25 protein-coding genes and 1 riboswitch are annotated in these 23,997 nt (G+C 68.8%); of the genes, 18 read left to right on the top strand and 7 right to left on the bottom strand.

Annotated features, from left to right (window positions below; translation table 11 throughout):
• Window positions 1–221: 221 nt before the first annotated feature.
• Complete coding sequence (locus ON04_RS02425; protein ID WP_010539983.1) at window positions 222–1,097, bottom strand: hypothetical protein; 876 nt, start codon at window positions 1,095–1,097, stop codon at window positions 222–224.
• Window positions 1,098–1,328: 231 nt separating this feature from the next.
• Complete coding sequence (locus ON04_RS02430) at window positions 1,329–1,919, bottom strand: hypothetical protein (protein ID WP_010539984.1); 591 nt, start codon at window positions 1,917–1,919, stop codon at window positions 1,329–1,331.
• A gap of 124 nt (window positions 1,920–2,043) precedes the next feature.
• Here ON04_RS02430 and ON04_RS02435 point away from each other — a divergent pair, with 124 nt between their 5' ends.
• From ON04_RS02435 to ON04_RS02490, 12 genes are all read left to right on the top strand, one after another.
• Entirely contained in the window at window positions 2,044–2,529 is a 486-nt protein-coding gene (locus ON04_RS02435) for a hypothetical protein (protein WP_010539985.1), read from the top strand.
• Window positions 2,530–2,659: 130 nt separating this feature from the next.
• Window positions 2,660–3,694, top strand: coding sequence for an aspartate-semialdehyde dehydrogenase (locus tag ON04_RS02440; RefSeq protein WP_010539986.1), 1,035 nt, complete (start codon window positions 2,660–2,662; stop codon window positions 3,692–3,694).
• 118 nt (window positions 3,695–3,812) lie between these two features.
• The gene (locus ON04_RS02445) at window positions 3,813–5,294 is read left to right on the top strand and encodes an MFS transporter (protein WP_010539987.1); all 1,482 of its coding nucleotides are present in this window, start codon (window positions 3,813–3,815) and stop codon (window positions 5,292–5,294) included.
• 150 nt (window positions 5,295–5,444) lie between these two features.
• Window positions 5,445–5,690, top strand: coding sequence for a hypothetical protein (locus ON04_RS02450; protein WP_010539988.1), 246 nt, complete (start codon window positions 5,445–5,447; stop codon window positions 5,688–5,690).
• Window positions 5,691–5,696: 6 nt separating this feature from the next.
• Complete coding sequence (locus ON04_RS02455; protein ID WP_010539989.1) at window positions 5,697–6,902, top strand: cupin domain-containing protein; 1,206 nt, start codon at window positions 5,697–5,699, stop codon at window positions 6,900–6,902.
• A gap of 80 nt (window positions 6,903–6,982) precedes the next feature.
• A complete protein-coding gene (locus ON04_RS02460; RefSeq protein WP_010539990.1) occupies window positions 6,983–7,834 on the top strand; it encodes a sucrase ferredoxin in 852 nt (283 codons plus the stop codon).
• A complete protein-coding gene (locus ON04_RS02465; RefSeq protein ID WP_010539991.1) occupies window positions 7,831–8,820 on the top strand; it encodes an ABC transporter ATP-binding protein in 990 nt (329 codons plus the stop codon). The genes ON04_RS02460 and ON04_RS02465 overlap by 4 nt, the downstream gene beginning before the upstream one ends.
• Complete coding sequence (locus tag ON04_RS02470) at window positions 8,817–9,653, top strand: ABC transporter permease (protein WP_202945570.1); 837 nt, start codon at window positions 8,817–8,819, stop codon at window positions 9,651–9,653. The genes ON04_RS02465 and ON04_RS02470 overlap by 4 nt, the downstream gene beginning before the upstream one ends.
• Window positions 9,654–9,676: 23 nt before the next feature.
• A complete protein-coding gene (locus ON04_RS16815) occupies window positions 9,677–9,838 on the top strand; it encodes a hypothetical protein (RefSeq protein WP_010539993.1) in 162 nt (53 codons plus the stop codon).
• A gap of 76 nt (window positions 9,839–9,914) precedes the next feature.
• Window positions 9,915–10,415, top strand: a complete 501-nt coding sequence (locus tag ON04_RS02480; RefSeq protein WP_010539994.1) for a hypothetical protein — start codon at window positions 9,915–9,917, stop codon at window positions 10,413–10,415.
• A gap of 70 nt (window positions 10,416–10,485) precedes the next feature.
• Entirely contained in the window at window positions 10,486–11,769 is a 1,284-nt protein-coding gene (locus tag ON04_RS02485) for a cation:proton antiporter (protein WP_010539995.1), read from the top strand.
• Between the two features lie 137 nt (window positions 11,770–11,906).
• Window positions 11,907–12,347 (top strand): universal stress protein, encoded by a 441-nt coding sequence (locus tag ON04_RS02490; RefSeq protein WP_010539996.1) that lies wholly within the window; start codon window positions 11,907–11,909, stop codon window positions 12,345–12,347.
• A 10-nt stretch (window positions 12,348–12,357) separates the two neighbouring features.
• On the opposite strand, the gene ON04_RS02495 is transcribed toward ON04_RS02490, so the two are convergent.
• Genes ON04_RS02495 through ON04_RS02515 form a run of 5 tightly spaced genes read right to left on the bottom strand, consistent with a single transcriptional unit; the run spans window position 12,358 to window position 17,189 of the window.
• Window positions 12,358–13,503: an HtaA domain-containing protein gene (locus ON04_RS02495; RefSeq protein ID WP_029457546.1), complete on the bottom strand. Its 1,146-nt coding sequence runs from the start codon at window positions 13,501–13,503 to the stop codon at window positions 12,358–12,360.
• A 5-nt stretch (window positions 13,504–13,508) separates the two neighbouring features.
• Complete coding sequence (locus ON04_RS02500) at window positions 13,509–14,411, bottom strand: heme ABC transporter ATP-binding protein (RefSeq protein WP_010539998.1); 903 nt, start codon at window positions 14,409–14,411, stop codon at window positions 13,509–13,511.
• Window positions 14,411–15,493 carry a FecCD family ABC transporter permease gene (locus ON04_RS02505; protein WP_010539999.1) on the bottom strand — a complete coding sequence of 361 codons (1,083 nt, stop codon included), beginning with the start codon at window positions 15,491–15,493 and terminating at the stop codon, window positions 14,411–14,413. The genes ON04_RS02500 and ON04_RS02505 overlap by 1 nt, the downstream gene beginning before the upstream one ends.
• A complete protein-coding gene (locus ON04_RS02510) occupies window positions 15,490–16,527 on the bottom strand; it encodes a heme/hemin ABC transporter substrate-binding protein (protein WP_010540000.1) in 1,038 nt (345 codons plus the stop codon). Before ON04_RS02510 ends, ON04_RS02505 begins: the two co-directional genes overlap by 4 nt.
• On the bottom strand, window positions 16,524–17,189 hold the full coding sequence (locus ON04_RS02515; RefSeq protein WP_010540001.1) for a biliverdin-producing heme oxygenase: 666 nt from the start codon (window positions 17,187–17,189) through the stop codon (window positions 16,524–16,526). The genes ON04_RS02510 and ON04_RS02515 overlap by 4 nt, the downstream gene beginning before the upstream one ends.
• A 132-nt stretch (window positions 17,190–17,321) precedes the next feature.
• On the opposite strand from ON04_RS02515, the gene ON04_RS15855 reads away from it, so the two are divergent.
• The 6 genes from ON04_RS15855 to ON04_RS02545 all read left to right on the top strand — a co-directional run bounded on the left by ON04_RS15855 (window position 17,322) and on the right by ON04_RS02545 (window position 23,923).
• A complete protein-coding gene (locus ON04_RS15855; RefSeq protein WP_010540002.1) occupies window positions 17,322–18,017 on the top strand; it encodes a neocarzinostatin apoprotein domain-containing protein in 696 nt (231 codons plus the stop codon).
• A 63-nt stretch (window positions 18,018–18,080) separates the two neighbouring features.
• Window positions 18,081–18,262: riboswitch (cobalamin riboswitch) on the top strand.
• 235 nt (window positions 18,263–18,497) lie between these two features.
• Complete coding sequence (locus ON04_RS02525; protein ID WP_081477108.1) at window positions 18,498–19,727, top strand: ABC transporter substrate-binding protein; 1,230 nt, start codon at window positions 18,498–18,500, stop codon at window positions 19,725–19,727.
• Window positions 19,724–20,815 carry a FecCD family ABC transporter permease gene (locus ON04_RS02530; RefSeq protein WP_010540004.1) on the top strand — a complete coding sequence of 364 codons (1,092 nt, stop codon included), beginning with the start codon at window positions 19,724–19,726 and terminating at the stop codon, window positions 20,813–20,815. The genes ON04_RS02525 and ON04_RS02530 overlap by 4 nt, the downstream gene beginning before the upstream one ends.
• Window positions 20,812–22,563 (top strand): ATP-binding cassette domain-containing protein, encoded by a 1,752-nt coding sequence (locus tag ON04_RS02535; RefSeq protein WP_010540005.1) that lies wholly within the window; start codon window positions 20,812–20,814, stop codon window positions 22,561–22,563. Before ON04_RS02530 ends, ON04_RS02535 begins: the two co-directional genes overlap by 4 nt.
• The gene (locus ON04_RS02540; RefSeq protein ID WP_010540006.1) at window positions 22,560–23,144 is read left to right on the top strand and encodes a DUF7676 family protein; all 585 of its coding nucleotides are present in this window, start codon (window positions 22,560–22,562) and stop codon (window positions 23,142–23,144) included. Before ON04_RS02535 ends, ON04_RS02540 begins: the two co-directional genes overlap by 4 nt.
• Entirely contained in the window at window positions 23,141–23,923 is a 783-nt protein-coding gene (locus ON04_RS02545; protein ID WP_010540007.1) for a hypothetical protein, read from the top strand. The genes ON04_RS02540 and ON04_RS02545 overlap by 4 nt, the downstream gene beginning before the upstream one ends.
• The last annotated feature ends 74 nt before the right edge of the window (window positions 23,924–23,997 follow it).

The following is a 23,997-nucleotide window of genomic DNA, read 5'->3' on the forward strand; positions in this document are numbered from 1 at the left end:
CGCGCCGCGCCCCGCCCCGCCCCGCCCTCGCGCCACGCCCCGCCGCGCCGCGCCGCGCCGCGCCGCCCGCCGCCTCGCCCCGCCCCGCCGCGGAGAGGATTTCGACTGCATCGGCCGAGTGCGATTGCACGAAATCCTCTTCGCGACGCCGAAAGCCTCGGGGGATCGCGCCTCTTGCCTCGGGCGCGTGATTGGTGTTACGGGAGGGGCGGGTGCCGTGCCTAGAGTCCGGGGAGGGCGGCGCCGCGCGCGCGTAGGGCGGACCGGACGTGGAACAGGATCTCCGAGGGAGTGCGCGAGAGCGCCGTCGCCGTGACCACTTCGATGTACCAACCGGCGGCCCGAAGTCGATTCCGTCTGAGCTCGTCGTTGGCCTGTTGCGTCTTGGTTCGATGGTCGGCGCCGTCGTATTCGACCGCCACCTTGAATTCGGGCCACGCTATATCGAGCCGGTAGGGGGTATCGCGCGGTGTGTACTGCAGGACGAAACCGGTGAGGTCATTCTCGATTAAGAATAGTCGCGTCCGCGTTTCCCACGGGGATTCGGAATCCGTATCCACCTCGTCGAGACGGTCGAGGACAATCCGTCGTCCGCGAACGCCGTGAAGGGATTCGACCATCGGACGCAGTCGCTCGATAGCCAGAGGGCCCATGGTGGTCGAGGCGTCCAGCGCGCAGATCGCTTCGACTCGCGGTTCATGTCGCGCGATGTCGAATAGGCACCACTCGGGACTGGCGATTCTGATGTCGTGCGGTCGGCCGGAGCGCAACATGTCAATGTGCTCTCTCGGGATCCGATACTGCCTCCCGAGAATTCCGGGTCGCTCGATCCGGCGTTCCGGGGACGAGACTTCGTCCAGTACCTCGAGCGGACCGAAACGGTGCCCGTAGATCAGAGCCGCGTGCCATCCGGTGATGACCGAACCCGGATAGAGCTCCATGAGTGCCTCCGCGCGTGCCCAGATGTCTATCGAGACCGAGTCTCGGAACCAGAGACCGTGGTGCAAGCGACGAAAGCCGCGACCGGTGAGTCTGCTGCCCGTGTGCTGTCTGAGATCGCGCGTCCGAATCGGAATGTCCTTGTGCTTCTGCTTCATGAAAGCGAACTATCGCGCGCTGGGTTACGCGGAACCCGCAGATTGACGGCTCTCGGGGTCGGGCTGTGGAGATTCCAGCGGCTGTGCATAAACGCCGCGGAGAGGATTTAGTGCAATTGCACTCGGGCGATGCAGTCAGAATCCTCTTCGCGGCGGGTGGGGTGGACGAGGAGCGGGCGGGTGGGTGGGGTGGACGAGGAGTGACGGGGCCGCACGCCGCGGGCCGGACGGTCAGCGGGGCAGGGGCGTGATCCGCGAGACGTGGCCGGCCAGCGGGGTCACCGTCAGGCGAACCACGGTGCCCGGGCGGACGTCCTGGAACGCGCGATGCCGACGGACGGTCCACTGACGCACCCCCGCGTCGGTTCTCAGGACGAGTTCGGTGCGGTGGCGCCGGCGGTCTATCCGCCCGGGATCGCGGGCATAGATCAGCGCCAGTACCGCATGGGGCAGAAAGTCGAGGGTCCTGCGGTCGCGGACGTCGACCACCGTGCCCGAGACCTCCGACGAGGTCAGCAGGTCCACGAGGCCCACGATAATCCTCAGGAGGCCGAGTACTGCGCCGCCGGTCGCGGCCACCGCGATGAGCGTGGCGATCAGCCGGATCGACGCGATCTCGGCGGTGTATTGGGAGAGGTCGCTGTCGGTCGCCACCCGGAACGCCAGCCAGAGGAAGAACCCGCTGATCGCGATCTGTATGACGCCACGGATGAGAAGTGAGGCGGGCGAGTGCCCGGACCACGGCCGGAGCGATATTCCGAGGATTCGGCTCCACGAGTTGACTGAATTGGGTAGTCCGGAGGCTGAGGGTGTCGTCGTCATGGTGTTGGCCCTTTCGCGGGACCGGATGGGACCGGGTGGCCTAACCATAGACAGGAAAATGTGAAAAGACTTAACATTCGCATCGTTCCTGCGTATGGTGGTATTTCTCGATCTAGGAGCAGTCATGCGTACCTCTCTGACCCGGGCCGGACTGATGGCCGTCGCCGCGGTCTTGGCATTAGGCACCGCAGCGTGCGGGCCGGATTCCGAACCCCGGGATGTGGGCCCCGCCGACACAACGGCGGGCGCGGAGACCGCGGACGGGCCCCGGACGGGCGATGGGGCGGACGGACAAGCGGACCGCGTGGCGGTGGAAGAGCAGACAGACAAGCCGGGCACGACGATCGACGCCGGCCAGGGCGACTACGAGTTCGGGCTGGGGCGCGACTCGATCAACGAGACCATCGAGGCGACGTACGGCAGCGACAACGCCTCGGTCACCTGGGAGGGCGACACGATGGTCGTGGCCATGGACGGAGACGCGGAATCCCCGTTGGCCGCGTGGTCCGAGTGCCGGGTCATCACGCAGTTGGTGCTCGAGGGCGAGTCGGTTGCCATCGAGTATCCGAACGGTCGGCTCGAGTGCGACGAGGTCATGGCCGACGAGTAGGCGCACCACCGTTGCCGCGGGTGCTCGCGCGGGGTCGGTAGGATGGGGGCTCGTCGGTAGGTCGAGCGCAGGGCGGAGAACCCGTCCGCGACCCGCCACAGCGAATGATTTTCAGGAGTTGACGTTGTCGATGACCACTGTCGCCGTAGTCGGAGCCACGGGCCAGGTGGGGCGCGTGTTGCGTGCCCTGCTGGAGGAGCGGGAGTTCCCGGCCGACAAGGTCAGGTTCTTCGCGTCCGCCCGCTCGGCGGGCACCACGCTGGAGTTCCGGGGCGAGGACATCGTGGTCGAGGACACCGCCGCGACCAGCGACGAGGAGCTCAAGGGCATCGATATCGCGCTCTTCTCGGCGGGCGGCACCATGTCCAAGGAGCAGGCGCCCAGGTTTGCGGCGGCCGGCGCCGTCGTCGTCGACAACTCCTCCGCCTGGCGCAAGGACCCCGACGTTCCGCTGGTGGTCTCCGAGGTCAACCCCGAGGCGACGCAGAACCCGCCCAAGGGGATTATCGCCAACCCCAACTGCACGACCATGGCGGCGATGCCCGCTCTCAAGGCACTCCACGAGGCTGCGGGCCTCAAGCGGCTGATCGTGTCGACCTACCAGGCGGTGTCGGGCTCCGGACTGCAGGGCGTGGACGCGTTGAACGCCCAGATCACGAACAACATCGGTGCCGGTCACGAGCTGGTGCACGACGGCTCGGCGCTCAATGTGGAGGACACGAGCCCGTACGTGGCGCCGATCGCGTTCAACGTGCTGCCGATGGCGGGTGCGATCGTGGAAGACGGTTCCGAGGAGACGGACGAGGAGCAGAAGCTGCGCAACGAGTCGCGCAAGATTCTCGACCTGCCCGAACTGCTCGTGGCCGGCACCTGTGTGCGTGTGCCCGTTTTCACCGGACACACGCTGAGCATCAATGCCGAGTTCGAGCGGGACATCACGCCGGAGCAGGCGCGGGAGGTGCTGGCCTCCGCTCAGGGGGTCAAGTTGGTGGACGTGCCGACCCCGCTGGACGCCGCGGGCATCGACGAATCGTTGGTGGGGCGCATCCGGCAGGACCAGTCCATCGCCGGTAACAAGGGACTCAATCTCATGGTGGCGGGGGACAACCTGCGCAAGGGTGCCGCGCTCAACACCATCCAGATCGCTGAACTTTTGGTGAAGTAGCTCGATAGCCGAGCAGGTAGTCGCCGCGGAAAGGCGCGACGCGGGAGTGACGTAGATCACGCTATGCTGCCGTGGTGAGTGTCGCGAAGCGAGCGAGTCGGTTCACGTCGTTGTCGTTGTGGTTCTTGACGACGACAACGACGACGACAACGCGGCGGTTCACGTGAGCAATACTCTGCCCCTCCCCTGCGCGGCGGGCGCCATCAGTGCCCCGACGGAGCAGACGGACTGCCAGGACAAGCGTGGAACCCTGCTGGCCACGATCCTCGGTTCCAGTCTGGCGTTCATCGTCGGATCGATCATCAACGTCGCTCTTCCCCAGATCCAGCAGGAGTTCGGCGCGGGAGCGACCGGGGTCCAGTGGGTCGTCAACGCGTACCTGCTGCCGCTCGGCGCCCTCGTGCTCATCGGCGGTGCACTGGGAGATCATCACGGCCGGAAGCGGATCTTCCAGGCCGGGCTTCTGATTTTTGCCGCGGCCTGCGTGTTGTGTGCCGTGGCGTGGAGTTCTCCAGTCCTTCTCGCGGGTCGGGCGCTCGAGGGCGTGGGAGCGGCGATGATCGCGCCGACGTCACTGGCAATCCTCGCCGATGGCTTCTCAGGACGCGAGCGGGGTGCCGCGATCGGGACCTGGGCGGCCGCCGGGGCAGCCGCGGGGGCGGTGGCTCCGGTCCTCGGCGGGGTGATCGTCGATTTTGCCGGCTGGCGGTGGGCGTTCGCGCTGATGGTTCCGCTAGCGTTGGTCGCCTGGGGTGTCTCGCACCGGTCCGTGCGCGAGAGCCGGGCCAGCTCGGACGAGACCGCGCCCCTCGACTGGACCGGCGCGGCCCTGTCGGGGGCGGGCCTGTTCGCGTTGATCTGGGGATTGATCGCTCTCCCGGACCGTGGGCTGACGGCCCTGGTGGTGGGGGCGCTGGTTGCGGGAGTGCTGCTTCTCGTGGGGTTCGTGGTGGTGGAGCACCGCCTCGGTGACGCGGCCATGACCCCGCTGGTGCTGTTCACCGACCGGACTTTCGCCGGACTGTCGGTCCTGACCTTTTTCCTCTACGCGGCCCTCGGCGGGCTCATGGTCCTGCTGCCGTACGTACTGATCTCCGAGCTCGACTACACCGCGACCGCCGCAGGAAGCGCGATCCTGCCGTTCCCGCTGATCATGCTCGTGCTGTCGCGTTTCGTCGGCGGGACGGTCTCCCAGTACGCCAGTACGCGGACGTTGCTCACCGTCGGCTCGTGCCTCGTCGCGGTCGGATTCCTCCTGTTGTCGGCAATGCCGTCAGCGGGCGTGAACTACTGGCTCCACATCTTTCCCGGGCTCGTCGTCCTGGCGCTGGGAATGGCCACCTCGGTGGCGCCGTTGACGACCGCGGTGCTCAACAGCGTCGGACCGCGGTACACCGGGGTCGCTTCCGGGGTGAACAACGCGCTGTCGCGGATAGGCGGCCTGGTGGCTACCGCGTTCCTCGGGCTCGTGCTCATCGGCTCGGCTGACGACCTCCTAGCGGGCTTCGGCTACGCGGCGTGGGCCGGCGCCGGGCTGGCGTTGCTGAGTGCGGGCACCGCGTTCATCCTCGTCCGCAGCACTGCCGATTCGGAGGGTTGAGGCCGGAACGCCGACGGCCGTCCCGCACCTCGATTCAGTGGCATAGTGGAACCGGTAAGCCCCATAGTGGCCGGGCTCACGTTCCGGGCGCATGGTGACACCGCACGATTGCCGTGCAGGCGGGTGCCTGCACCGACGAGAGGATTGCAGATGGCTATCAACGACGACGACATCACGACTGCCGGCGCACAGGGCGGCGAGGGTGTCGCTGACGGCGGCTCCAACCCCCACGGTCACGACGGCGGCGCGGACGGCTCGGCCGGTGAGGGCACCGCTGACGGCGGCTCGAACCCGGACGGTCACGACGGTGGCGCGGATGGTTCGGCGGGCGAGGGCACCGCTGACGGCGGCTCGAACCCGGACGGTCACGACGGCGGCGCCGACGGCACGGCCTGATCAACAGTGCTGGAGCGGTGCGTCGCATGCGGGCGGGATGAATTCGCCCGTGACTACTGGGGTCGCCGGCCCCTGCTGACCCGGTCAGAAGAACTGCCGCGCGACTTCTCTGACCTGCTGTCATCGGAGATGGTCGACGAGATCATCGCCGAACGGGGGGTACGCACACCCTTCGTTCGGATGGCGCGGGAGGGCACTCTCGTGGACCGGGCGTGTTTCACCCGCGCCGGCGGATTCGGCGCGCAGATGCCGGACCAGATCGACCCCGACGGCGTGCTCACGCAGTTCGCCGCCGGGGCGACGATCGTTCTGCAGGGGCTGCACCGGTTGTGGCCACCGATCATCAATTTCGTGCGGGGCATGACTTCGGACGTCGGCCACCCGGTGCAGACCAACGCGTACATCACTCCGCCGGCCAACCGCGGCTTCGATCCGCACTACGACGCCCATGACGTCTTTGTGCTCCAGGTGGCCGGTACCAAGCGGTGGCGCGTACACGAGCCCGTCCACCGCCATCCGCTATCCGACCAGCCGTGGACGGATCACCGCGAGGCCATAGCCGCCCGGGCGGCCTCTGAGCCGGTCATCGACGCGGTACTCGAACCGGGGGACTGCCTCTACCTCCCCCGCGGCTGGGTCCACTCGGCAGAGGCGCAGGGCAAGACCTCGATCCACCTCACCGTGGGTGTGGCACCGTTCACCGGCCATGATGTGGCCCGGGCCGCGCTCGAGGCGCTGGCGTCCCAGGAAGAGTTGCGCGCGTCGCTGCCGCTGGGGCTCGCCCCGACCGATGGCGACCGAACCCGGGAGCGCACTCGCGAGGTCGTGGAGACGGTGGTGCGGCTGCTGTCGGACCATCAGGACGAGCTCAGCGTCCGCGCGGGAGCCGAACTCGCGCGCCAGTATCAGGACCTGACGCGCCCCGCGGCGGTGCGCCCGCTCGCCACGCTCGACACCGTCGCCACGCTGGACTCCGACACGCAGGTGCGGTGGCGAGAGGGACTCCACGGCTCGATTCACTCCGACGCGGGGGCCGTGCGATTGACGCTGCCCACCAAGACCCTCAGTTTTCCCGCGGTGTGCGGCCCCGCGCTCCAGTCTCTGCTGGACGGGGCCCCGGTGACCGCGGGTGCGCTACCCGGTCTCGATGCAGCCGACGGACTCGTCGTGGTGAAGAGGCTGCTCCGGGAAGCGGTCCTGGTGGCGCTGTGAACCGGCCTGCCGGATGGGAGCCGTGCAGCGTCTCCGCGCTGCGCCGTGGTGATCCGCTGGAGGGCTCTGGCTCTCGCGGGGTGCGGTGGCTCATGGTCGAACTGGCCGGCCCGTGGGGGCACTCGGCACTGCTCGACTCGCCCGCTCTTCTCTCCCCGGAGCTGGGCCGCGAGATCGCCGGGCGCGCGCAAGAGGCCGACGTTCGGATCGCGGCGATCCGTCGGCCCGGACGACGCCCGCAGCATCGGCGCTGGCGGTGGGCCCTGGCGGATTCCAGGCCCGGGCACGAGTCGCTGCGGTGGGGCGAGGTCGACGGACCCGTCGGCTACGCCGAGATCCCCCTCGACGGCACCGCCGGCACCCCGGCAGAGGAACCACTGGTCGCGGTGTGCACGCACGGCAAGCACGATCAGTGCTGCGCTGTACGCGGGCGAGGCGCGGCGGCACGGATAGCCGAGCGGCACCCGGAAGCGACCTGGGAGTGTTCGCACCTGGGCGGGGACCGATTCGCCGCGACGATGCTCCTCCTGCCGCACGGCCTGTTCTACGGTCGCGTGGACCAGGCGGAGGATCCGGCCGACATCGTCACCCGTTATATCGAGGGCCGGGTGGACGATCGCTATCTGCGCGGCCGCAGCAGCTACCCGGCGGAGGTGCAGAGCGCCCAGCATCATGCCCGCGCGATGATCGCCGACGACCGCATCGACGCCTTCGCGCCACTGGACGTCGTCGACACCGACGGCCACGTCGAGGTGACCCTCGAGGGGCCGAGTGGGCCGGTACGGGTGCTACTCCGCGAGACGTACTCCGACCCCATCTTCACGATGTGCAAGGCCCACGCCCCGGGGCCGGTCAAGCAGTGGGAACTGGTCGAGATCAACGGCGAGCCTCCCGAGGCGGCCGACCCTTCAGCTGATCGGAAAATTGTGTGAAAGCGCATCCGGACACCAGGCCCGCGGACACCGGCGCGGAGGAGATGGACGACGACCCGATGATCGAGGTGCGCGACCTGCGTAAGCAGTACGGCCGGCGGGGGACCATCGCACTCAAGGGCGTGAACTTCACCGTCCGACGTGGCGAGCTCTTCGGACTTCTCGGGCCCAACGGTGCCGGAAAAACCACGACGCTGGGCATTCTCACCACACGGGTCAAGCCGACGTCCGGCACTGCCCGGATCGACGGGATCGATGTGGTGGCCGAGCCCCAGGCGGTGAAACGGCGGATCGCCGTGATGCCGCAGCAGAGCAACCTCGACCGTTCGCTGACGGCGTTGGAGAACCTTACTTTCCACGGTGCGTACTTCGGGATGCGGCTGGGGGAGCGGCGGCGACGCTCCCGCGAGCTGCTGGAGCAGTTCGGGCTCGCGGACCGGGCGGGCGAGCAGGTGGAGAACTTCTCGGGCGGGATGGCGCAACGACTGCTCATCGCCCGGGCGTTGATGCACCATCCCCCGCTGTTGTTCCTCGACGAACCGACAACGGGTCTGGATCCCCAGTCGCGTCTGTTCTTGTGGGACCGCGTCACCGAGCTGCACCGCTCCGGCACCACGATCGTGCTGACCACGCACGACATGGCGGAGGCGGATCGCCTGTGTGAGCGGATCGCGATCGTGGACCACGGTGAGCGGATCGCCCTGGACACCCCAGCGGGTCTGCGTGACCTGCTGCCGGGTGGGCGGGGAATCGAGCTCACGATGGACTCCCGGGATGACCCGGCGCCGCTGCTGTCCGAGCTGGGCAATACCGAGTCGACGGAAATCGACGAGGGACAGTGGCGGGTGCGGTGTTATGGCGATAGCCGACTGGGCGAGGTGATCACTGTCGCCGAACAGCGTGGCGCAGTGGTCCGGGATGTCCACCGGCTCGAGGGCAGCCTCGAGGACGTGTTCGTACACCTGACCGGACGGGAACTGCGATGAGCCAACCCCACATGAACCCCGCCGACGCCCGGACAGCTTTTGATCCCACGTTGGCGCGCGCTACCGGCCCGCGCGCGTTCCTGGGTCTGTTGCAGCGCGACATCTGGAACACGCTCCGACACGAACTCGGCGGCTTCCTCGCCCAGTCGCTGATGCAGCCGCTGGCGTTCCTGTTCGTCTTTGGCCTGGTCCTGCCGAAAATCGGTGCGGCTGACGAGAGCTATGCGACTCAACTCCTCCCGGGCATCATCGCGCTGACGCTCGTGCTCACAGCACTGCAGAACGTCGCGTTGCCACTGGTGATCGAGTTCTCCTATACGAAGGAGATCGAGGACCGGTTGATGGCTCCCGTCTCCCCGCTGATGGTCGGGGTGGAGAAGTTGGTGTTTGCCACGGGCAGATCCCTCATCGCGGCGGTGTTGATCCTGCCGCTGGGTGCACTGATCCTGCCGAACGGGCTTCAGACCGGCGGGGCCCACTGGGGGATGTTCGCCCTCCTGCTGGTCGTCGGAGGCTTCGCGGGAGCGTCCATCGGACTGGTCCTGGGGACGATGGTGCCGCCGAACCGCATCAACATCATCTTTGCGGTCGCGCTGACCCCTCTGATCTTCACCGGCGCTACGTTCTACCCCTGGCAGTTGCTCGACTCGTTGCGCTGGTTCCAGGTGCTGACGTTGTTCAACCCTCTCACCTACGTCTCCGAGGGGATGCGCGCCGCATTGACCGACTCTCCCCATCTGGGCGCGGGATGGATCGCCCTCGGTCTGGCCGTGTCGACCTCGGTATTCCTGTTCCTGGGGCTGCGCGGGTTCATTCACCGCGCGGTGGACTGACGACGGGTGGTAGCTTCGCGAATATGCCGCAACTCATCATCGCCCTGCTCGCGATTTGGCTCATCCTCAGCATCATCGGATTCGTCGTCAAGGGTCTCGTCTGGCTCGCCGTCATCGGGATCATCCTTTTCCTCGGGACCGCCGCGTGGGGGTTCGTCAAGAGGGAGACGTTCGGCCGCCGCTAGAGGTGCTGGTGGCCACCCTGTGGTGGCAAGTCAACTCCGTCCCGGTCCAGGGTGCGCGCCTGAGTAGCCTCGGGTCATGAGCGCACTCACGTCGCACGAGCCCGGGACGACCGACGAGATCATGGTCCGGATGCGGTCCGTCATCCCCTTCGTAGCTCTGGGCGGGACCGCGGTGATCGCGGGCGGCCTGGTGGCCGCCGTGACCCGCCCGCTGGGATTCGACGAGGGCTCCTGGGTGGCGGCCTACCTGGTCCTTGTGATGGGCGTGGCCCAGATCGGACTCGGGGTGGGGCAGGCCGTGCTCGCGAGAAAGGTGCCGACCATCGCGGTGCGATGGCGGCAGGTTCTCGCGTTCACCGCCGGCAGCCTCGCCGTCGTCGTTGGCACCCTGGTCGAATCCCCGCTCGCCGTGGTCGCGGGCGGCGCAGTCCTGGTCGCGGGCCTCATACTGTTCCTACTCGCCGTTCGCGGCTCCGGCGGGCCGGTGATATGGCTGTGGTTCCACCGACTCTTCGTGGCGTTCCTCGCAGGGAGCGTCGTGGTGGGATCGGTGCTGTCATTCCTGCGTCACATGTGACGGGGCGGGCGGGGTGTCGTGACTGCGGAGGCCATTACGCTTCATCCCATCACTCACCGAGAGGGACACCATGACGAGCACTGTCCTGGCCGTGGAGTCGGCTGCGTCCGCTGACGAGCTCGTCTCGTTGTTCTGGATCGTGTTGGCGGCGTGGGCGGCTCCTGTGCTGTCCGGGTACACGCGCTCGGTGATCCCCGGCGTGGTCATGCTGCTGGTCGGGGGGATGGCGATCGGGCCGCACGGGCTCGGGCTCGCTGTCGAGGCCGGCGGCGTGGCGATGCTGTCGGAACTCGGCCTGGGCATGCTGTTCCTGCTGGCCGGCTTCGAGCTCGAGGTCTCGTCGATGACCGGTCGCAGCGGTCGGCGGGCGGGAGGGACCTGGCTGATCAGCGTCACCCTCGCGGCTGGGGTGGGGTGGCTGGTGTCGGGGCGCTGGGAGACGGCGGTGGTGATCGGGCTCCTGTTGACCTCGACGGCGATCGGGACACTGCTGCCGATCCTCAAGGGCAACGGACACGACGACACTCCCGTGGGGCGAGCGGTCCTCACCCACGGGGCTGTCGGAGAACTGGGTCCTGTCCTGGTCATGGCCGTACTGCTCGGAACTCGCAGTATCGGGTCTTCGCTCGTGGCTGTGGGGCTGTTCGTGGTCGCCGCGTTGTTCATCACGGCGGTGCCGGCCCGGGTGCTACGACTCCCCGGCCTGGCGCGGGCACTCGACAGGGGCGCCACCTCGACCGGCCAACTGGGCATGCGCACGGTGATGTTGTTGCTGGCATCCATGATGGTGGTGGCGACGGTCTTCGGACTAGACGTTGTGCTCGGGGCGTTCGCGGCAGGGCTCATCCTCCGGCACCTGGTCGACAACCTCGAGAACCGTCACCGCGAACCCGGAGAGTCCAGCGAGCGGAAACTACCCGGGTTGCTCCTCGATCAGTTGGAGACCGTCGGGTACACGCTGTTCATCCCCGTCTTCTTTGTGGTGTCGGGGATGGCCATCGATCCCCGCGCGGTCGCCAACGCACCCTGGCTCCTGCTTGCCGTCGTGGGGAGCATGGCCGTTCTCCGCGGCGGGGGAGTCTGGCTCGGTGAGACGGTGGCGCGCGTGACCCCCGAACTGACCACGTCGCGCGAACGCGTGCGGGTCGGCCTCTATGCGGCCACCGGCCTGCCGATCATCGTCGCCGTCACCGACGTCGCGGTCTCCAACGGCTTGCTGACCCAGGAGATCTCCTCGGTTCTCGTGGCCGCCGGTGCAGTCACTGTCCTGCTCTTCCCGCTCATCGCGGAGTTCGTCAACTCGAGGGAGCGTGGTCCCGCCCGGTCGACCGGCGCCCGCCCCGTCGAGTCGTAGCGCACGGGCGCGACGGTGCGCCCGGCCGTCGTCGGAACCGCGCGACGCCGTGGGCGCTGGGTTACGGTGACAGTGCAGTCGGGATGCGGCTGTCGCTCTGATCGCCGCTCTCCGTGAAATGGAAGTGGGTATCGGTTATGGATGCACAACCAGTCATCGTCGGTGTGGACGGATCGAGCGACTCGGTGCGAGCGCTGCAGTGGGCGGCCGAGTACGCCCGGGATAACGGCGCGCGGATCCAGGTCCTGGCCGTTTTCGATCGCCCCTCGCTCTGGGGTCCCCTGGGCATGGCCGGCTGGGAGGACACCACCGACCTGGAGGCGGACCGCCGCAAGATGCTGGGCGAGACCGTTCGGGAAGCGCTGGGGGAGTTCGCGGAGCTGGAAGAGCGGGTGCTGGCCGGGCATCCTGCCGAGGCGCTCGTCAGGGCATCGGAGGGTGCCCGGCTGATGGTCGTGGGCAGCCGTGGTCGTGGCGGTTTTGCCGGCTTGTTGCTGGGCTCGGTGAGCCAGCACGTGATCGCGCACAGCCGATGCCCCGTCGTCGTCATCCCGCACGAGAGCGAACCCGAGCACTGACCGCGGCAGCTCAGTAGGAGAAGTCCACCGGGGCGATCTGCTGACCGGAGTACGGCAGCAACACGCTGGGCTGGCCCAGCGGCAGCAGGAATCTACCGGTGACGGCCCCGAAGGACGAGCGTGAGCCGTCGGCGCCCAGATCGAGGTCCGCGAGTCGGGTCCGCGACATGTGATCGGTACCGACGGTGTTACCGGTGGATGTCTCCGCGGAGAGGAAAGTTCCCTCCGGGGTGAACTCGATCCACGGGTCACGCAGCGCGATCTCGGCGAGGTGGAAGCGGGTGAACGACACCACTGTGCCCGAGTACCGCACCACACCGTGACCGGTGGCCGGGTCGATGTCGGCGCCGTCGGACTCGAACGTCAGCTGGCCGTCAGGGCGCACTCCGGCGCCGTCGGTCCCGGTGACGCCGCCCTGCAGGGTATCCGTGACCAGATCGGTGTACCCGGGCGCGACACCCCACACGAGGTCCTCCACGACCGGCTTCGGCGCGTTGGGGCCGGGGGTCGGATCGAAGTTCACGGGGACAAAGAACTCTTCCGCCGCGTTGACCGCGCCGGCAGCGGCGTAGGTGTAGATGCCGTATTGGGCGCCGGGAGCCGTGGTGGAGGGCTTCTTCACCGTGAGGGTCGCGGTGAAGGACCCGTCGTCGGCGAGCGGGACCCACTGTTGACGAATGGTGCGGCGGAGGTCGAAGGGGGAGTCCGGCACGCGGTTCAGCGCGTTCTCGGACATCACCCAGGCGGTGGCCGAGCGCTGCTGGCCCACCCGCGCCTCGGCGGGGGCGTCCACTGACGGCTTCCATTCCGGGGCGAAGGCGCCGAACGTCACGAACGTGCCGTGGGGGACGCCGGGCGGGACGGGGAGCGGGAGTCCGTTGGTGTTGGCCGACGGGTCGAAGCCCGAGCCTTTGACGACGACGACGTCGCCCTCGTGGACGGGCGCCTGCCCCAGCGGGGTGGCCCCGTCGGCGCCGAACACCGTGATCGAATGCTCGGCGGCGGGCGCGGGGGCGGGCGCGTCGAGCGACCCGGGCGCGATTGCCGGGAGGGCGGCGACGGTCGGGGCGGCTGCCGCACCGGTCACCGCCAGGGCGACGATGGCGACGAGTGACGAGGCCACGGCCCGCGCTGTGCTCACAGTGGGTGTTCTCATGATTCTCATTTCTGGTCTCCGGCCGTCGCTGCTGAGACGGTTGGCACGGCTGATACCGCCGAGTCAAAGTGGGAGGCCGCTCGGTGGGGGAGGATGAGTTGGCGCCCGGTCTCCGGGTGGCGGATCACCTCGACCGGGTGGCGGTAGACCTCGGACAGCAGGGCGGCGGTCAGGATGTCGTCCGGTCGACCGCACGCGATGATCCTTCCGCCGCTGAGCACGGCGACCCTGTCCGAGTACGCGGCTGCCAGGCCGAGATCGTGCAACACCACCACGACCCCGGCCCCCGCGGCCGCGCGGGCGGAGGCGATCCGCATCACCGTCTCCTGGTGCTGGAGATCCAGCGCGGCGGTGGGCTCGTCGAGCATGAGCGTCGTCGTCTCCTGGGCGAGGACCCGGGCCAGGGCCACGCGGGCCTGCTCGCCCCCGGAGAGCGTCGCGAAGGAACGCTGCGCGAACTCCTCGACATCGCAGGTCCGCATGGCGCGAGCGATCGCGGCGTCGTCGTCGTGACACCGGTCGGTCCGCGCCCACGGCGCGCGACCCATCCGGACCACTTCGGACACCGTGAAACCGAATCCCAGCCGGTGCTGCTGGGGCAGGACCGCCCGCCGCCGTGACATATCGGTGGTGGACCAGGCGTCTACTGGGCGCCCGTCGAGCTCGATGGATCCGGCGTGTGGGGTGAGGTCCCCCGCGAGCGCGGAGAGCAGCGTCGACTTGCCGGCGCCGTTGGGCCCCACCAGGGCCAGCACCTCCCCGGCGACCACGTCGATCGATACCCCCTCCAACACGGGAGTGTGGTCCCGCATGACGTCCAGGCGTTGTGCGCGCAGGGTGGCCTCGCCCGGCACCGGAGTGGACGGTGGGGGGCCCGCGGCGCCGCGTCCGAGGCGGGGGATTCGCATCATGCCCACCCGCCCTGGGTGCGGCGGGTCCGGAGCAATAACCAGAAGAAGACGGGGCCGCCGACGATCGAGGTGAGCATGCCCAGGGGCAGGTCGGCGTTGGCCAAGAGCGTCCGGGCACCGACGTCGGCGGCCAGCAGGACCACGGCGCCGCCGATGGTGCTGGCCGGTACGAGCAGACTGTGCCCGGGACCGACGATCATGCGCAGCGCGTGCGGGACGATGAGCCCGACGAACGCGATGATCCCGGTGAACGCCACACCGGCCGCGACCAGGACGCCCACGATCGCGATGGCGCGCCAACGCGCGCTCTCGATGTCGACCCCGAGATGGCGGGCCGGACTCTCGCCGAGCGCGAGGAGGTCGAGTTTCGGGGCCAGCAGACGCGCGCCGACCACACCGATCAGCGCGAGCGGGGCCACCACGGCGACCGTCGACCAGGTGGCACCGCCCAGCGATCCGAGCTGCCAGAACACGATCTGCTCGCGGGCCGCGGGGGAGGCGGCAAAGACCAGGTAGGCCAGGAGCCCGCCCGCGAGGGCGTTGACGGCGACCCCGGTGAGGATGACCGTCACCACCTCGGTGCGGCCCTCGGACCTGGCGAGAGCGTAGACGATGATCGTGGTGCCCAGACCGCCGAGGAAGGCCGCGCCCGCCACCATCCAGTTGGTCGAGAAGACCCCGCCCAGCAGGATCATCGACGCGGCCGCGACCGCGGCCCCGCCGGACACCCCGATCACACCGGCCTCGGCGAGCGGGTTGGCAAAGACGCCCTGCAGGACGGCTCCCGCGCATCCGAGACTGGCCCCGACCAGCATGGCCATGACCACGCGGGGGAAGCGCACCTGCCAGAGCGCGGCATCGCCCTGCTCGTGGGCGGGCATCGGCCCGACCCCCACTCCGAGGTGATGGGTGAGGGAGCCGAGCACCTCGGCCGGCGACACGGGGACCTGGCCGAGCCCCGCGGCGATCACGGCGAGGACGGCCAGCAGGACGAGGCCGCCGCCCAGCACCCACCGGCCGGGAAGGCGGAGCTGGCCGCGCGTGGCGGAGGTGGCGCGACCGGAGACGGTGGTGGTCATGCTCCGTCCGAACCGTAGTATGCGGTGGCCAGCGCCTCGATGACCCTGCCCGTGGAGGGGCCGAAGCTGAGCAGCACGCTGTCATCCATGTCCAGTACCCGACGGTTCTTGCCCGCCGGTGTCTGCGCGATCCCGGGCAGGGTGACCAGCCCGTCCACGCCGTCGACCGAGTCGAGCCCGCCCGTCATCATGAGGATCACGTCCGGGGCGGCCGTGATGAGTGCCTCGCTGGTGACCTGTGTGTACTCCTGGGTCAGGCCGGAGGCGGTGCCGGCGTCGACGCCGCCGATCGCGGTGATCAGCTCGTCGGCGCCGGAACCGGGGCCCCCGAGCAGGGACACGGCCGAACCGCGCTGGTAGAGGAACGCGATGCTGGGCGGATCGTTCGACTCGGGCACGTCCGCGATCGCCCGGTCGATCTCCGATCGTGTGCGCTCGGCCAACGCCCGCCCGGACTCGGGGACCCCGAGGGCCGCGGCGATCGCCTCGATCTGGTCGTCGACGGCATCCAGGGTCCGTTCCGGATCGAGGAACACCACCGGGATGCCCGCCTCGCGCAACTGCAGCTGCACCGCCCTGGGTCCGATGCTGGTGTCGGTGAGGACCACCGTGGGGGACAGGGCGAGGATCGCCTCCGCGTTGAGCGAGTGCCCGCCGGGTGTGACGTTGGGGATATCGGCTGCCGCCGGAAAACTCGTCGCGGTGTCCCGGCCCACCAGGTTGTCGCCCAGGCCGAGAGCGAAGATCGTCTCCCCGATGGTGCCGTTCTGGTCCACGGCCACGATGCGGCTGGTATCGGTGATCGTCACGGGGACGCCGTCAGCGGACTCGACGGTCACAGGTAGGGCGGGGGCCTGCGGGGCGTCCACCGGTGTCGGGTCGAGATCGTCCAGAACCGCGGTGGCGGGTCCCGGACCGCTCGTCGGCTCCGGGGTCGTCGACGCACACGCGGTCGCCGCCATCCCGACCGCGAGTAGGAGGGCGACCGCTGCCACCGCGTCGACGACGCCGCGAAAGCGGGTCCCCGGGGTCATCCGTCAGCCCGCATCCGCGCGACCTCGCCGTCGAGCTCGTTAAAGACGTCCCTGTTGAAGCGGAAGGCGTCACTGACCTCGTCGATGAACCGCAGCTTCTCGTCGTCGTCCAGCGCGAGCGCGTCCATCGCGGCGCGGTAGTCGTCCTTGAACGGCTTCGGCTTGGGGATCTGGTCGAAGATGTAGAACCGCACCCCGTCAGTCTCGAAGCCGTACGTGCGTTCCATGATCCGGCGGATGATCTGCCCGCCGGACAGGTCGCCGAGGTAGCGCAGGTAATGGTGGGCCACGAAGCCGGCGGGCCACGTCGCCGACACCTCGCGGAGGCGGGCCGTGTACCGCTCGGTGGCCGGTAGTGCGGTGATCTGCTCGCGCCAGCCCGCGCCGAGGTGGAACTGGAGGTCCTGTTCGAGAGCACTCTCGCGCAGCAGACTGTCGTGCAGGAACGGGGCGACGAGGGGATCGGCTGCCAGACTCCGGCCCCCGGCCTCGAGGGCGCTGTAGATGAACCACTGTTGGCTCAGGAGTGCGACGTAGGCCTCGCGAGGCAGCTTCCCGTCGAGCAGCCGGGACATGAACTGCGATCCCTCGGCATCGCGGTGTGCGGGGTCGGTGGCGGCTTTGACCTGCGCGGCGAAACCGGGCTCGATGGTGGTCTGCATAGGGTGTCTCTCCTCGGATCGGTATCCGTCAACCGTCCCGCGGGCACCCGTGTCCGGGATCCGATCCGCTCTCGTTGACTTCGTGGCTGTAGGTTAGCCTAACCTACAATAATCCAAGAGTCGGGAGTACTGATGAACCGTTCGTACCTGCACCGCCACTCGCGTCGCGCCGCCTCCGTCGCCGCACTCGGGGCCCTTGTCCTGGGGCCCGGATTGGCCGCGGGGGCCGTGGCCTCCGCGGCGCCGGGCGACGACGTCCAGCTCACGCTCTCGGAGAGCACGGAGCTGACCGACGGCCAGGAGATCACCGTCGAGGGCTCGGGCGTGGATCCCGAGCTCGGCTACTATTTGTCGACCTGCGTGGCCGGCACCAGTGGTCCGACCGGGCCGGACTGTGCTGGGGGACCCAGTGACAGGTCGGCCTCGGCATGGGTGTCCAACAGTCCGGGCGCCACCGTGCCGGTCAACCCGGACGGCACGTTCACCGCGACCCTCCACGTCACGCGGGCCGGCGAGACCATGACCGGCGAGCCCGTGGACTGCGACGAGACGCCCTGTGCCGTCACGCTGTTCGGCGACCACCGGAACGGCTTCGTCCACACGGCCGAGGTGCCCGTCACGTTCGCCTCGCCCGCCGCTGCGTCCGCCGGCGCCTCGTCCGGCGCGACGACCGTTTCCGGATCGGGCGAAGCCACGGACGCCGACGCGGAACAGACCGCTGCGGAGTCCGACGAGGACTCGGGCGTGAATCCCGTCTGGTGGATTGCCGGCGGACTCGTGGTGGTGGCGCTCGTCGGCGGCGGAATCGCGGTCAGCCGCAAGTCGTGAGCATCGCGGAATCGAAACGCAACTGAACGCGGACCACGTCAGGGCCGGGGACATGTCCCGGCCCTGACGCGTGCAATAATCCGCTGAGCAAGGCGATCACGAAAGAGGAAGCCGGTGTGAATCCGGCGCGGTCCCGCCACTGTAGTCGGGTAGCGACCCTCATCAGCCACGGCCCAGACGGTGCCGGAAGGCGAGGCGAGCGATGATCCGAGAGCCAGGAGACTCCCGTGATCGCGTCCTCATAGCCGGGGCGGATTTCCCCGAGAGAGGTGGCGTCGCCACCATGTTCGCTGTGTCCCCGTTGTCGGGTACCTCGTTTTCCATTCTCCGTGAGACGGTCGCGCGTCGAGGGGTCCTCGACCCACCTGGGTAGCCACCACCCGAAGTTCTGACCCGCCCGACTTCCGGGCGGGTCCGCTTCTGCGTGCCGCTCGCCGCGCACAGTCCCCGATTCGCGTTTCTTCCCATCACGGAGCCTTGATGAGCCATACCCGACACACCTCTGCCCGTTCACCATTGACCCGCCCAGCCTCAGCCCTTGCCGGGCTCGTAATTCTGGCGCTGGCCACGACCGCATGCTCGTCCACCGACGAGGCCGCCATCGTGGCCGGGCCGGGCGAGGACTGCATCACGGACTATCAGCCCGGTACCGACTACTTCCCGGACAAGTCAACGATCCGGGACGCTGAGAACGTAAGTATCGACTACCACGAGAGTTACCAGGTGGTGACGGTCGAGCAGCCGTTCCCGGGCGCCAGCCGTGAGTCATACGTGCTGGTCAAATGTGGTGCGCCGCCACCGGAGCTCACCGGTGACCTGGCGAGCGCGCCGCAGATCACTGTTCCCGTTCAGAGCCTGTATTCGGCGTCCACCACCCACCTGCCTCTGCTGGCGGATCTAGGACGAATGGATGTCCTGGCAGGGGTCGCGAACGCGGCGAACGTCAGTGGGGCGGAGGCGATCGAACGCATTGACTCCGGCGAGGTCGTCGAATACGCGCCCGGGCAGACCATCAACGTGGAAAAGGTCATCACCGAAGCCCCCGACGTGCTCATGACCCAGGGCACCGACGAGCCGGTCTACGGCAAGATCCGGGACGCGGGTGTGCCGGTGATAGCCAATGCGGAGTGGTTGGAGTCCACGCCTCTCGGACGTGCGGAATGGCTCAAGGTGATGGCCGCGTTGACCGGGTCGGAGAAGAAGGCCGACGAGGTCTACACACGGATTCGCTCCGACTACCTGGAGGTCGTCGACTCCGCAGCCGGAGCGCCGGCGCGCGATGTGTTGCCGGGGCAGATGTACGAGGGCACCTGGTACATGCCCGCGGGCGGCAGTTACGTCGGCAGGCTGATCGCCGACGCCGGCGGCACCTACCCGTGGGCGGACGACGACGCCACAGGCAGCCTTCAACTGAACTTCGAATCCGTGTTCAATCAGGCCGGAACTGCGCCGATCTGGTTGGTGACCAGTGACTGGGACACCGGAGCGGATGCACTGGCCGACGACCCCCGCTACGGGACGCTGTCGGCGATGCACGAGGGCGGGACCTGGTCCGCGAACAAGGCTATGGGGCCGCGGGGCGGAAACGACTTCTATGAACGCGGTGTCACCCGTCCCGACCTGGTGCTGGCCGATCTGGTCGCGATACTGCACCCGGAGCTCGCCCCGGATCACGAGTTTTCCTTCTACCGCGAGGTTCCCCGCCCGTGACGGGGACGCTGACGGTCCGGTCCCGGGAGAAGCCGCCGCGCGATGCGGCGAACGACCGAGCGGTCGCCCTCACACTCCTCGCGGCCACCGCACTGGGTCTCTTCCTGGTGGCGTTGGCGGTGGGCCCCGTGCGGGTTCCGGTCGCGGACACCGTGCGGGTGCTGTTCGGCTGGGCGCCGTCTGATGCGCGACTGGAGGTCATAGTCCATGACCTGCGTCTGCCCAGGGCGCTCACGGCGGTGTTCGCCGGAGCCGCCCTGGGGGTGGCCGGCCTGCAGATGCAGACCCTGTTCCGCAACCTGCTCGCCGACCCCTACATCCTCGGGGTGAGCTCGGGGGCCAGCCTCGGAGTCGCGCTCGTCGTGGTGGTCGGGGGCGGCGCCGGCGCGGGGTTCACTGCGGAGGTCGCGGGCCTGGGGCGTGCCGGAGTGGTTCTGGCCGCGGCGACCGGGTCGGCGATCGTCCTGGCGATGGTGCTGGTGCTCTCCCGTTGGGTGCGCTCCGCATCGGTGCTGCTGCTCATCGGCGTGATGGTGGGGTCGGCCACCACGGCGATCGTCAGCGTGCTGCTGGTGTACACGGACCCCCAGCGGTCCCAACAGTTCCTCCTGTGGGGGCTGGGCAGCTTCGCCGCCACCAGTTGGGCCGATCTGCGACTGTTCGGGCCGCTCGTGATGCTGGCGGTGCTCGTCGCGGCCTCGACGGTCCGTGCGCTCAACGCACTCCTGCTGGGGGAGGGGTACGCCCGCACCATGGGGATCGACGTGCGCAGGACGCGACTACTCACGCTGGCGTCGGCGTCCGTACTCGCCGGAGTCACCACCGCGTACTGCGGACCCATCGCGTTCCTCGGGCTCGCGGTCCCGCACCTGACCAGGATCGCACTGGGTACCTCGGACCATCGGGTGCTCGTGCCCGGGGTGGTGTTCATGGGTATCGCCGTGGCGTTGGGCTGCGGGATCGTCAGTCAGGTCCCCGGCGGCGACGCGGTGCTCCCGCTGAACGCCGTCACCGCCCTGATCGGTGCGCCGATCGTGGTGACCGTGCTCCTGCGCAGTCGGCGGGGTCTCGACGGGGCGGTCCGATGACCGCCGCGGGGGTCGAGGTCCGGGATCTCGGCATCGGCTACCACACCGGCGGACGTATCCGCGGACGCTCTACGGTTGTAGCTTCGGGTTTGCGCGCCGTGGCCCGGACCGGCGAGCTCACTGTGCTCCTGGGGCCGAACGGCAGCGGTAAGTCAACGCTCATCCGCACCCTGTGCGGACTCCAACCGGCCCTCGGCGGGCAGGTGCTGCTCGGCGGAGATGACCTGGTGACGCTCGCCCCCGACGAGCTGTCCCGGCGGGTCGCCGTGGTGCTCACAGATCGGGTGGATCCGGGTCTGTTGTCCGCGCGCGAGTTGGCCGGACTGGGCCGGATTCCACACCTGGGTGTCAGCGGCAGACTGGGCTCGCGCGATCACGCGGCGGTGGAACGCGCGCTCGAGCCGGTCGGCGCGGCACACCTCGCGGACCGCCCGGCGTCGGAGTTGTCCGACGGTGAGCGTCAGCGGGTGCTCACCGCCCGGGCTCTGGCGCAGGAGCCGTTGTTGCTGGTGCTCGATGAGCCCACGGCCTTCCTCGACGTACCGTCGCGCGCCGGGTTGGTCGCCCTGTTGCGTCGACTGGCTCGCGAGCAGGACCTGGCGGTGCTGATGTCGACCCACGATCTTGAACTGGCGCTGCGAGTGGCGGACCGCGTCTGGCTCATGGGCACTGACCGCAGCCTGGTGGACTCGGTTCCGGAACAGTTGGCGGTGTCGGGTCGCATCGGCGCGCTCTTCGACGGAGAGAACCTGCGATTCGACCCGGCCTCCGGCGTGTTTGTGCTCCGTGACGGGGACGAGGGCCGGTCGGTGCGGATCCGGGCCTGTGAACCTCTGTCCGCTGCGCTTGCCCGGATGCTGGCGCGCGAGGGATGGGTGCCACCGGGCGGTGACGACGACGAGGTCGCGGAACTGGTGATCCACGCCGATTCGACGGACCGGATCCACCTGTGGCACGACAGGCGGTCGTGGGCCGTGGACGAACTCGGTGAAGTGCCTGATCTCGTCAGGTCGCTCCCGGACAACGGGACCCCCGCGGCGGCGCGGTCCGAGGTGGCGTCCGCGTTCGCCGGGCTATCGCGGATCAGTCCGTACTTCGCGTTGGGCGCAGGTGCCCGAGCTCCGGGCGAGTGGAGACTGGCTGAGCAGTTGTACGGCGACGACACCGCACTCTCGGCTCTCATCGACGGGGTGCAGCAGCGTATGCGAGTTCGCGACCGTCGTGTGGCGGTGTCGACACTGTTCCTGGGGTGGTGCGCCCGGCTCTGGTCGATCGGTCTCGGTTCGGTGATGCACCACGGACTGGTGCCGGACCTCGACCCGTCGCGCCTGTTGTGGCGCGCCGCAGACGGGCCGGTGGAGCTTCATGTCGACGAGCCGATCGCCTGGCGCGGATCGGCGGAGGAGCTCGCATCCCCACTGCTCGATCAGCACATCGAGCCGTTGATCGCCGCGGTGAGCCGGGTCGACTCCGTGTCTCCGCGTTTGCTGTGGGGAAATGCGGCGTCGGCGCTGCTCGGCGCGGCCCGGGTCCTCGACGGCCCGCGAGCGGGGCAGGCGCGGGACCTGGCCCGACAACTGCTCACCGATCCCCGGATCTCCGGGGCCGTCCGATTCGATGACGACGACGGGTACAGGCGCACCTCCTGTTGCCTGTTCTACCGAACGCGAAGCGGCGGCTTGTGCGGTGACTGCGTTCTGCCCCACAAACCCGCGCGGTCCAACCTCCGAGAGAAGGAAACGACATGACCGACACCACCACGCAGCAGGCGACGCCCATCGATCCACCGGTTGTCGAGACCCCGACGGGCGGTCGTGAGCAGCGCTGGGCTCTGCCGGCTGATGAGGACCGGTTGCTGGAGATCATCCACCTACTGTTCGACGAGTACTGGAATGAGATCTGGTTCGGCATCATCATGGAAGGTGCAGCGTGGGAGGTGGCCGCGCCCAACGCCCCCGAGCGGATCGCCATGTACGGCGGCTACGCGACCGTCGACTTCGGCCGCTGGCACTTCCACCTGTGCATCGGTGAGCACACCGCGAGCGGGCCCGAGTTGGGTCGGATCAGGCGCTGCTCGCGAGCCGAGTTGTATCGCAGTCTCGGCGCCGACGGAGCGCCGGTGTCGTGGGGGTTGCGACTGTTCAACGGCAGAGACGATCAGATGATGACGGCGATGCTGCCCAACCCTTACCTCTCGCGCACCCAGCAGCTCGAGAAGACACCCACCTGGGAGCGCCTCGAACTGTGGGACCGCCTCCGGTCGCAATTCCTCGGGCTCGGTCCGGACGAGGTCGATCGTTCAGGTCGTGGCTTCGGAAAGCCGACATGACCGAGCCGGGCGCGGTGATCGCCGATCTTGACGCCCTCGGGCCTCCGTTCAGCATTCGCCAACGCGACGATCTCGTCTCCGAGCCCGCGACCGCCGGAGACGTCGAATGGTTTGACGCGGCCCGACTCGTCGGCCCGGAGCCGGAGGAGATCCGCAAGATGGTACAGGTCCATGCGCACTCTCGCGGGATGGCCGTCGGGCGTCACGCCGGGTCGTTGGTCTTCCAGCGGTACTGCCACCGGCTCTGCTCTGTCGCGGCCGCGGCGTGGGTACGGCACGGAGCCGCGCTCGACCTCGCGGCCGAGCGGGTGTCCCTCCGATTCCTCGACGGGACCCCGGATCTGCTCATCCTGGACCGGGCACGGGTCGACGCAGCGGTGACGGCTGACGATGTTTTGCACTCTGTCGTTGATGCGCATCTCCTCCCCGTCGCCCGCCGGCTCAGCGCTGAGACCGGGCCCGGGATGGGCAATCTCGTGGGCAACATCGCCGCAGGTTTCGCGGGCGGCTTTCGCGCGCTGGCGCGGCTCGAAGACTCGGGCCACGGGGCAGGCGAGGTGCACGCCCGCGCGGAAGAGTTGCTGTCCGCCCGCCCGGAACTGCGCCGTGGGGGCGATTTCCGGGTCCTCACCGGGCCCTGCGGCCCGCGGCTGCAGTACGACCGGAAGAGCTGCTGCCACTGGTACGCGGCCCCCGACGGCCGATACTGCTCATGGTGCTCGCGACTGACGACCGACGAGCGCACCCGACGTTTCCGCGAGAATATGGCCGCTGAGTAAGCAGGAGGGGATCACGACACGGCTGAAGAGCCCTAGACCGCCCTGCATGAACTTCACAAAATTATGAATCACCA

The organism is Dietzia alimentaria 72, from assembly GCF_000226215.1.
In the GTDB taxonomy this organism is placed as follows: domain Bacteria; phylum Actinomycetota; class Actinomycetes; order Mycobacteriales; family Mycobacteriaceae; genus Dietzia; species Dietzia alimentaria.

What these genes read in the sequence shown, in the direction of transcription:
- ON04_RS02425 (WP_010539983.1), bottom strand. Translation starts at nt 1,097, where the DNA reads ATGAAGCAGAAGCACAAGGACATTCCGATTCGGACGCGCGATCTCAGA.
- ON04_RS02430 (WP_010539984.1), bottom strand. Translation starts at nt 1,919, where the DNA reads ATGACGACGACACCCTCAGCCTCCGGACTACCCAATTCAGTCAACTCG.
- ON04_RS02435 (WP_010539985.1), top strand. Translation starts at nt 2,044, where the DNA reads ATGCGTACCTCTCTGACCCGGGCCGGACTGATGGCCGTCGCCGCGGTC.
- ON04_RS02440 (WP_010539986.1), top strand. Translation starts at nt 2,660, where the DNA reads ATGACCACTGTCGCCGTAGTCGGAGCCACGGGCCAGGTGGGGCGCGTG.
- ON04_RS02450 (WP_010539988.1), top strand. Translation starts at nt 5,445, where the DNA reads ATGGCTATCAACGACGACGACATCACGACTGCCGGCGCACAGGGCGGC.
- ON04_RS02470 (WP_202945570.1), top strand. Translation starts at nt 8,817, where the DNA reads ATGAGCCAACCCCACATGAACCCCGCCGACGCCCGGACAGCTTTTGAT.
- ON04_RS16815 (WP_010539993.1), top strand. Translation starts at nt 9,677, where the DNA reads ATGCCGCAACTCATCATCGCCCTGCTCGCGATTTGGCTCATCCTCAGC.
- ON04_RS02480 (WP_010539994.1), top strand. Translation starts at nt 9,915, where the DNA reads ATGAGCGCACTCACGTCGCACGAGCCCGGGACGACCGACGAGATCATG.
- ON04_RS02485 (WP_010539995.1), top strand. Translation starts at nt 10,486, where the DNA reads ATGACGAGCACTGTCCTGGCCGTGGAGTCGGCTGCGTCCGCTGACGAG.
- ON04_RS02490 (WP_010539996.1), top strand. Translation starts at nt 11,907, where the DNA reads ATGGATGCACAACCAGTCATCGTCGGTGTGGACGGATCGAGCGACTCG.
- ON04_RS02495 (WP_029457546.1), bottom strand. Translation starts at nt 13,503, where the DNA reads ATGAGAACACCCACTGTGAGCACAGCGCGGGCCGTGGCCTCGTCACTC.
- ON04_RS02500 (WP_010539998.1), bottom strand. Translation starts at nt 14,411, where the DNA reads ATGCGAATCCCCCGCCTCGGACGCGGCGCCGCGGGCCCCCCACCGTCC.
- ON04_RS02505 (WP_010539999.1), bottom strand. Translation starts at nt 15,493, where the DNA reads ATGACCACCACCGTCTCCGGTCGCGCCACCTCCGCCACGCGCGGCCAG.
- ON04_RS02510 (WP_010540000.1), bottom strand. Translation starts at nt 16,527, where the DNA reads ATGACCCCGGGGACCCGCTTTCGCGGCGTCGTCGACGCGGTGGCAGCG.
- ON04_RS02515 (WP_010540001.1), bottom strand. Translation starts at nt 17,189, where the DNA reads ATGCAGACCACCATCGAGCCCGGTTTCGCCGCGCAGGTCAAAGCCGCC.
- ON04_RS15855 (WP_010540002.1), top strand. Translation starts at nt 17,322, where the DNA reads ATGAACCGTTCGTACCTGCACCGCCACTCGCGTCGCGCCGCCTCCGTC.
- ON04_RS02525 (WP_081477108.1), top strand. Translation starts at nt 18,498, where the DNA reads ATGAGCCATACCCGACACACCTCTGCCCGTTCACCATTGACCCGCCCA.
- ON04_RS02535 (WP_010540005.1), top strand. Translation starts at nt 20,812, where the DNA reads ATGACCGCCGCGGGGGTCGAGGTCCGGGATCTCGGCATCGGCTACCAC.
- ON04_RS02540 (WP_010540006.1), top strand. Translation starts at nt 22,560, where the DNA reads ATGACCGACACCACCACGCAGCAGGCGACGCCCATCGATCCACCGGTT.
- ON04_RS02545 (WP_010540007.1), top strand. Translation starts at nt 23,141, where the DNA reads ATGACCGAGCCGGGCGCGGTGATCGCCGATCTTGACGCCCTCGGGCCT.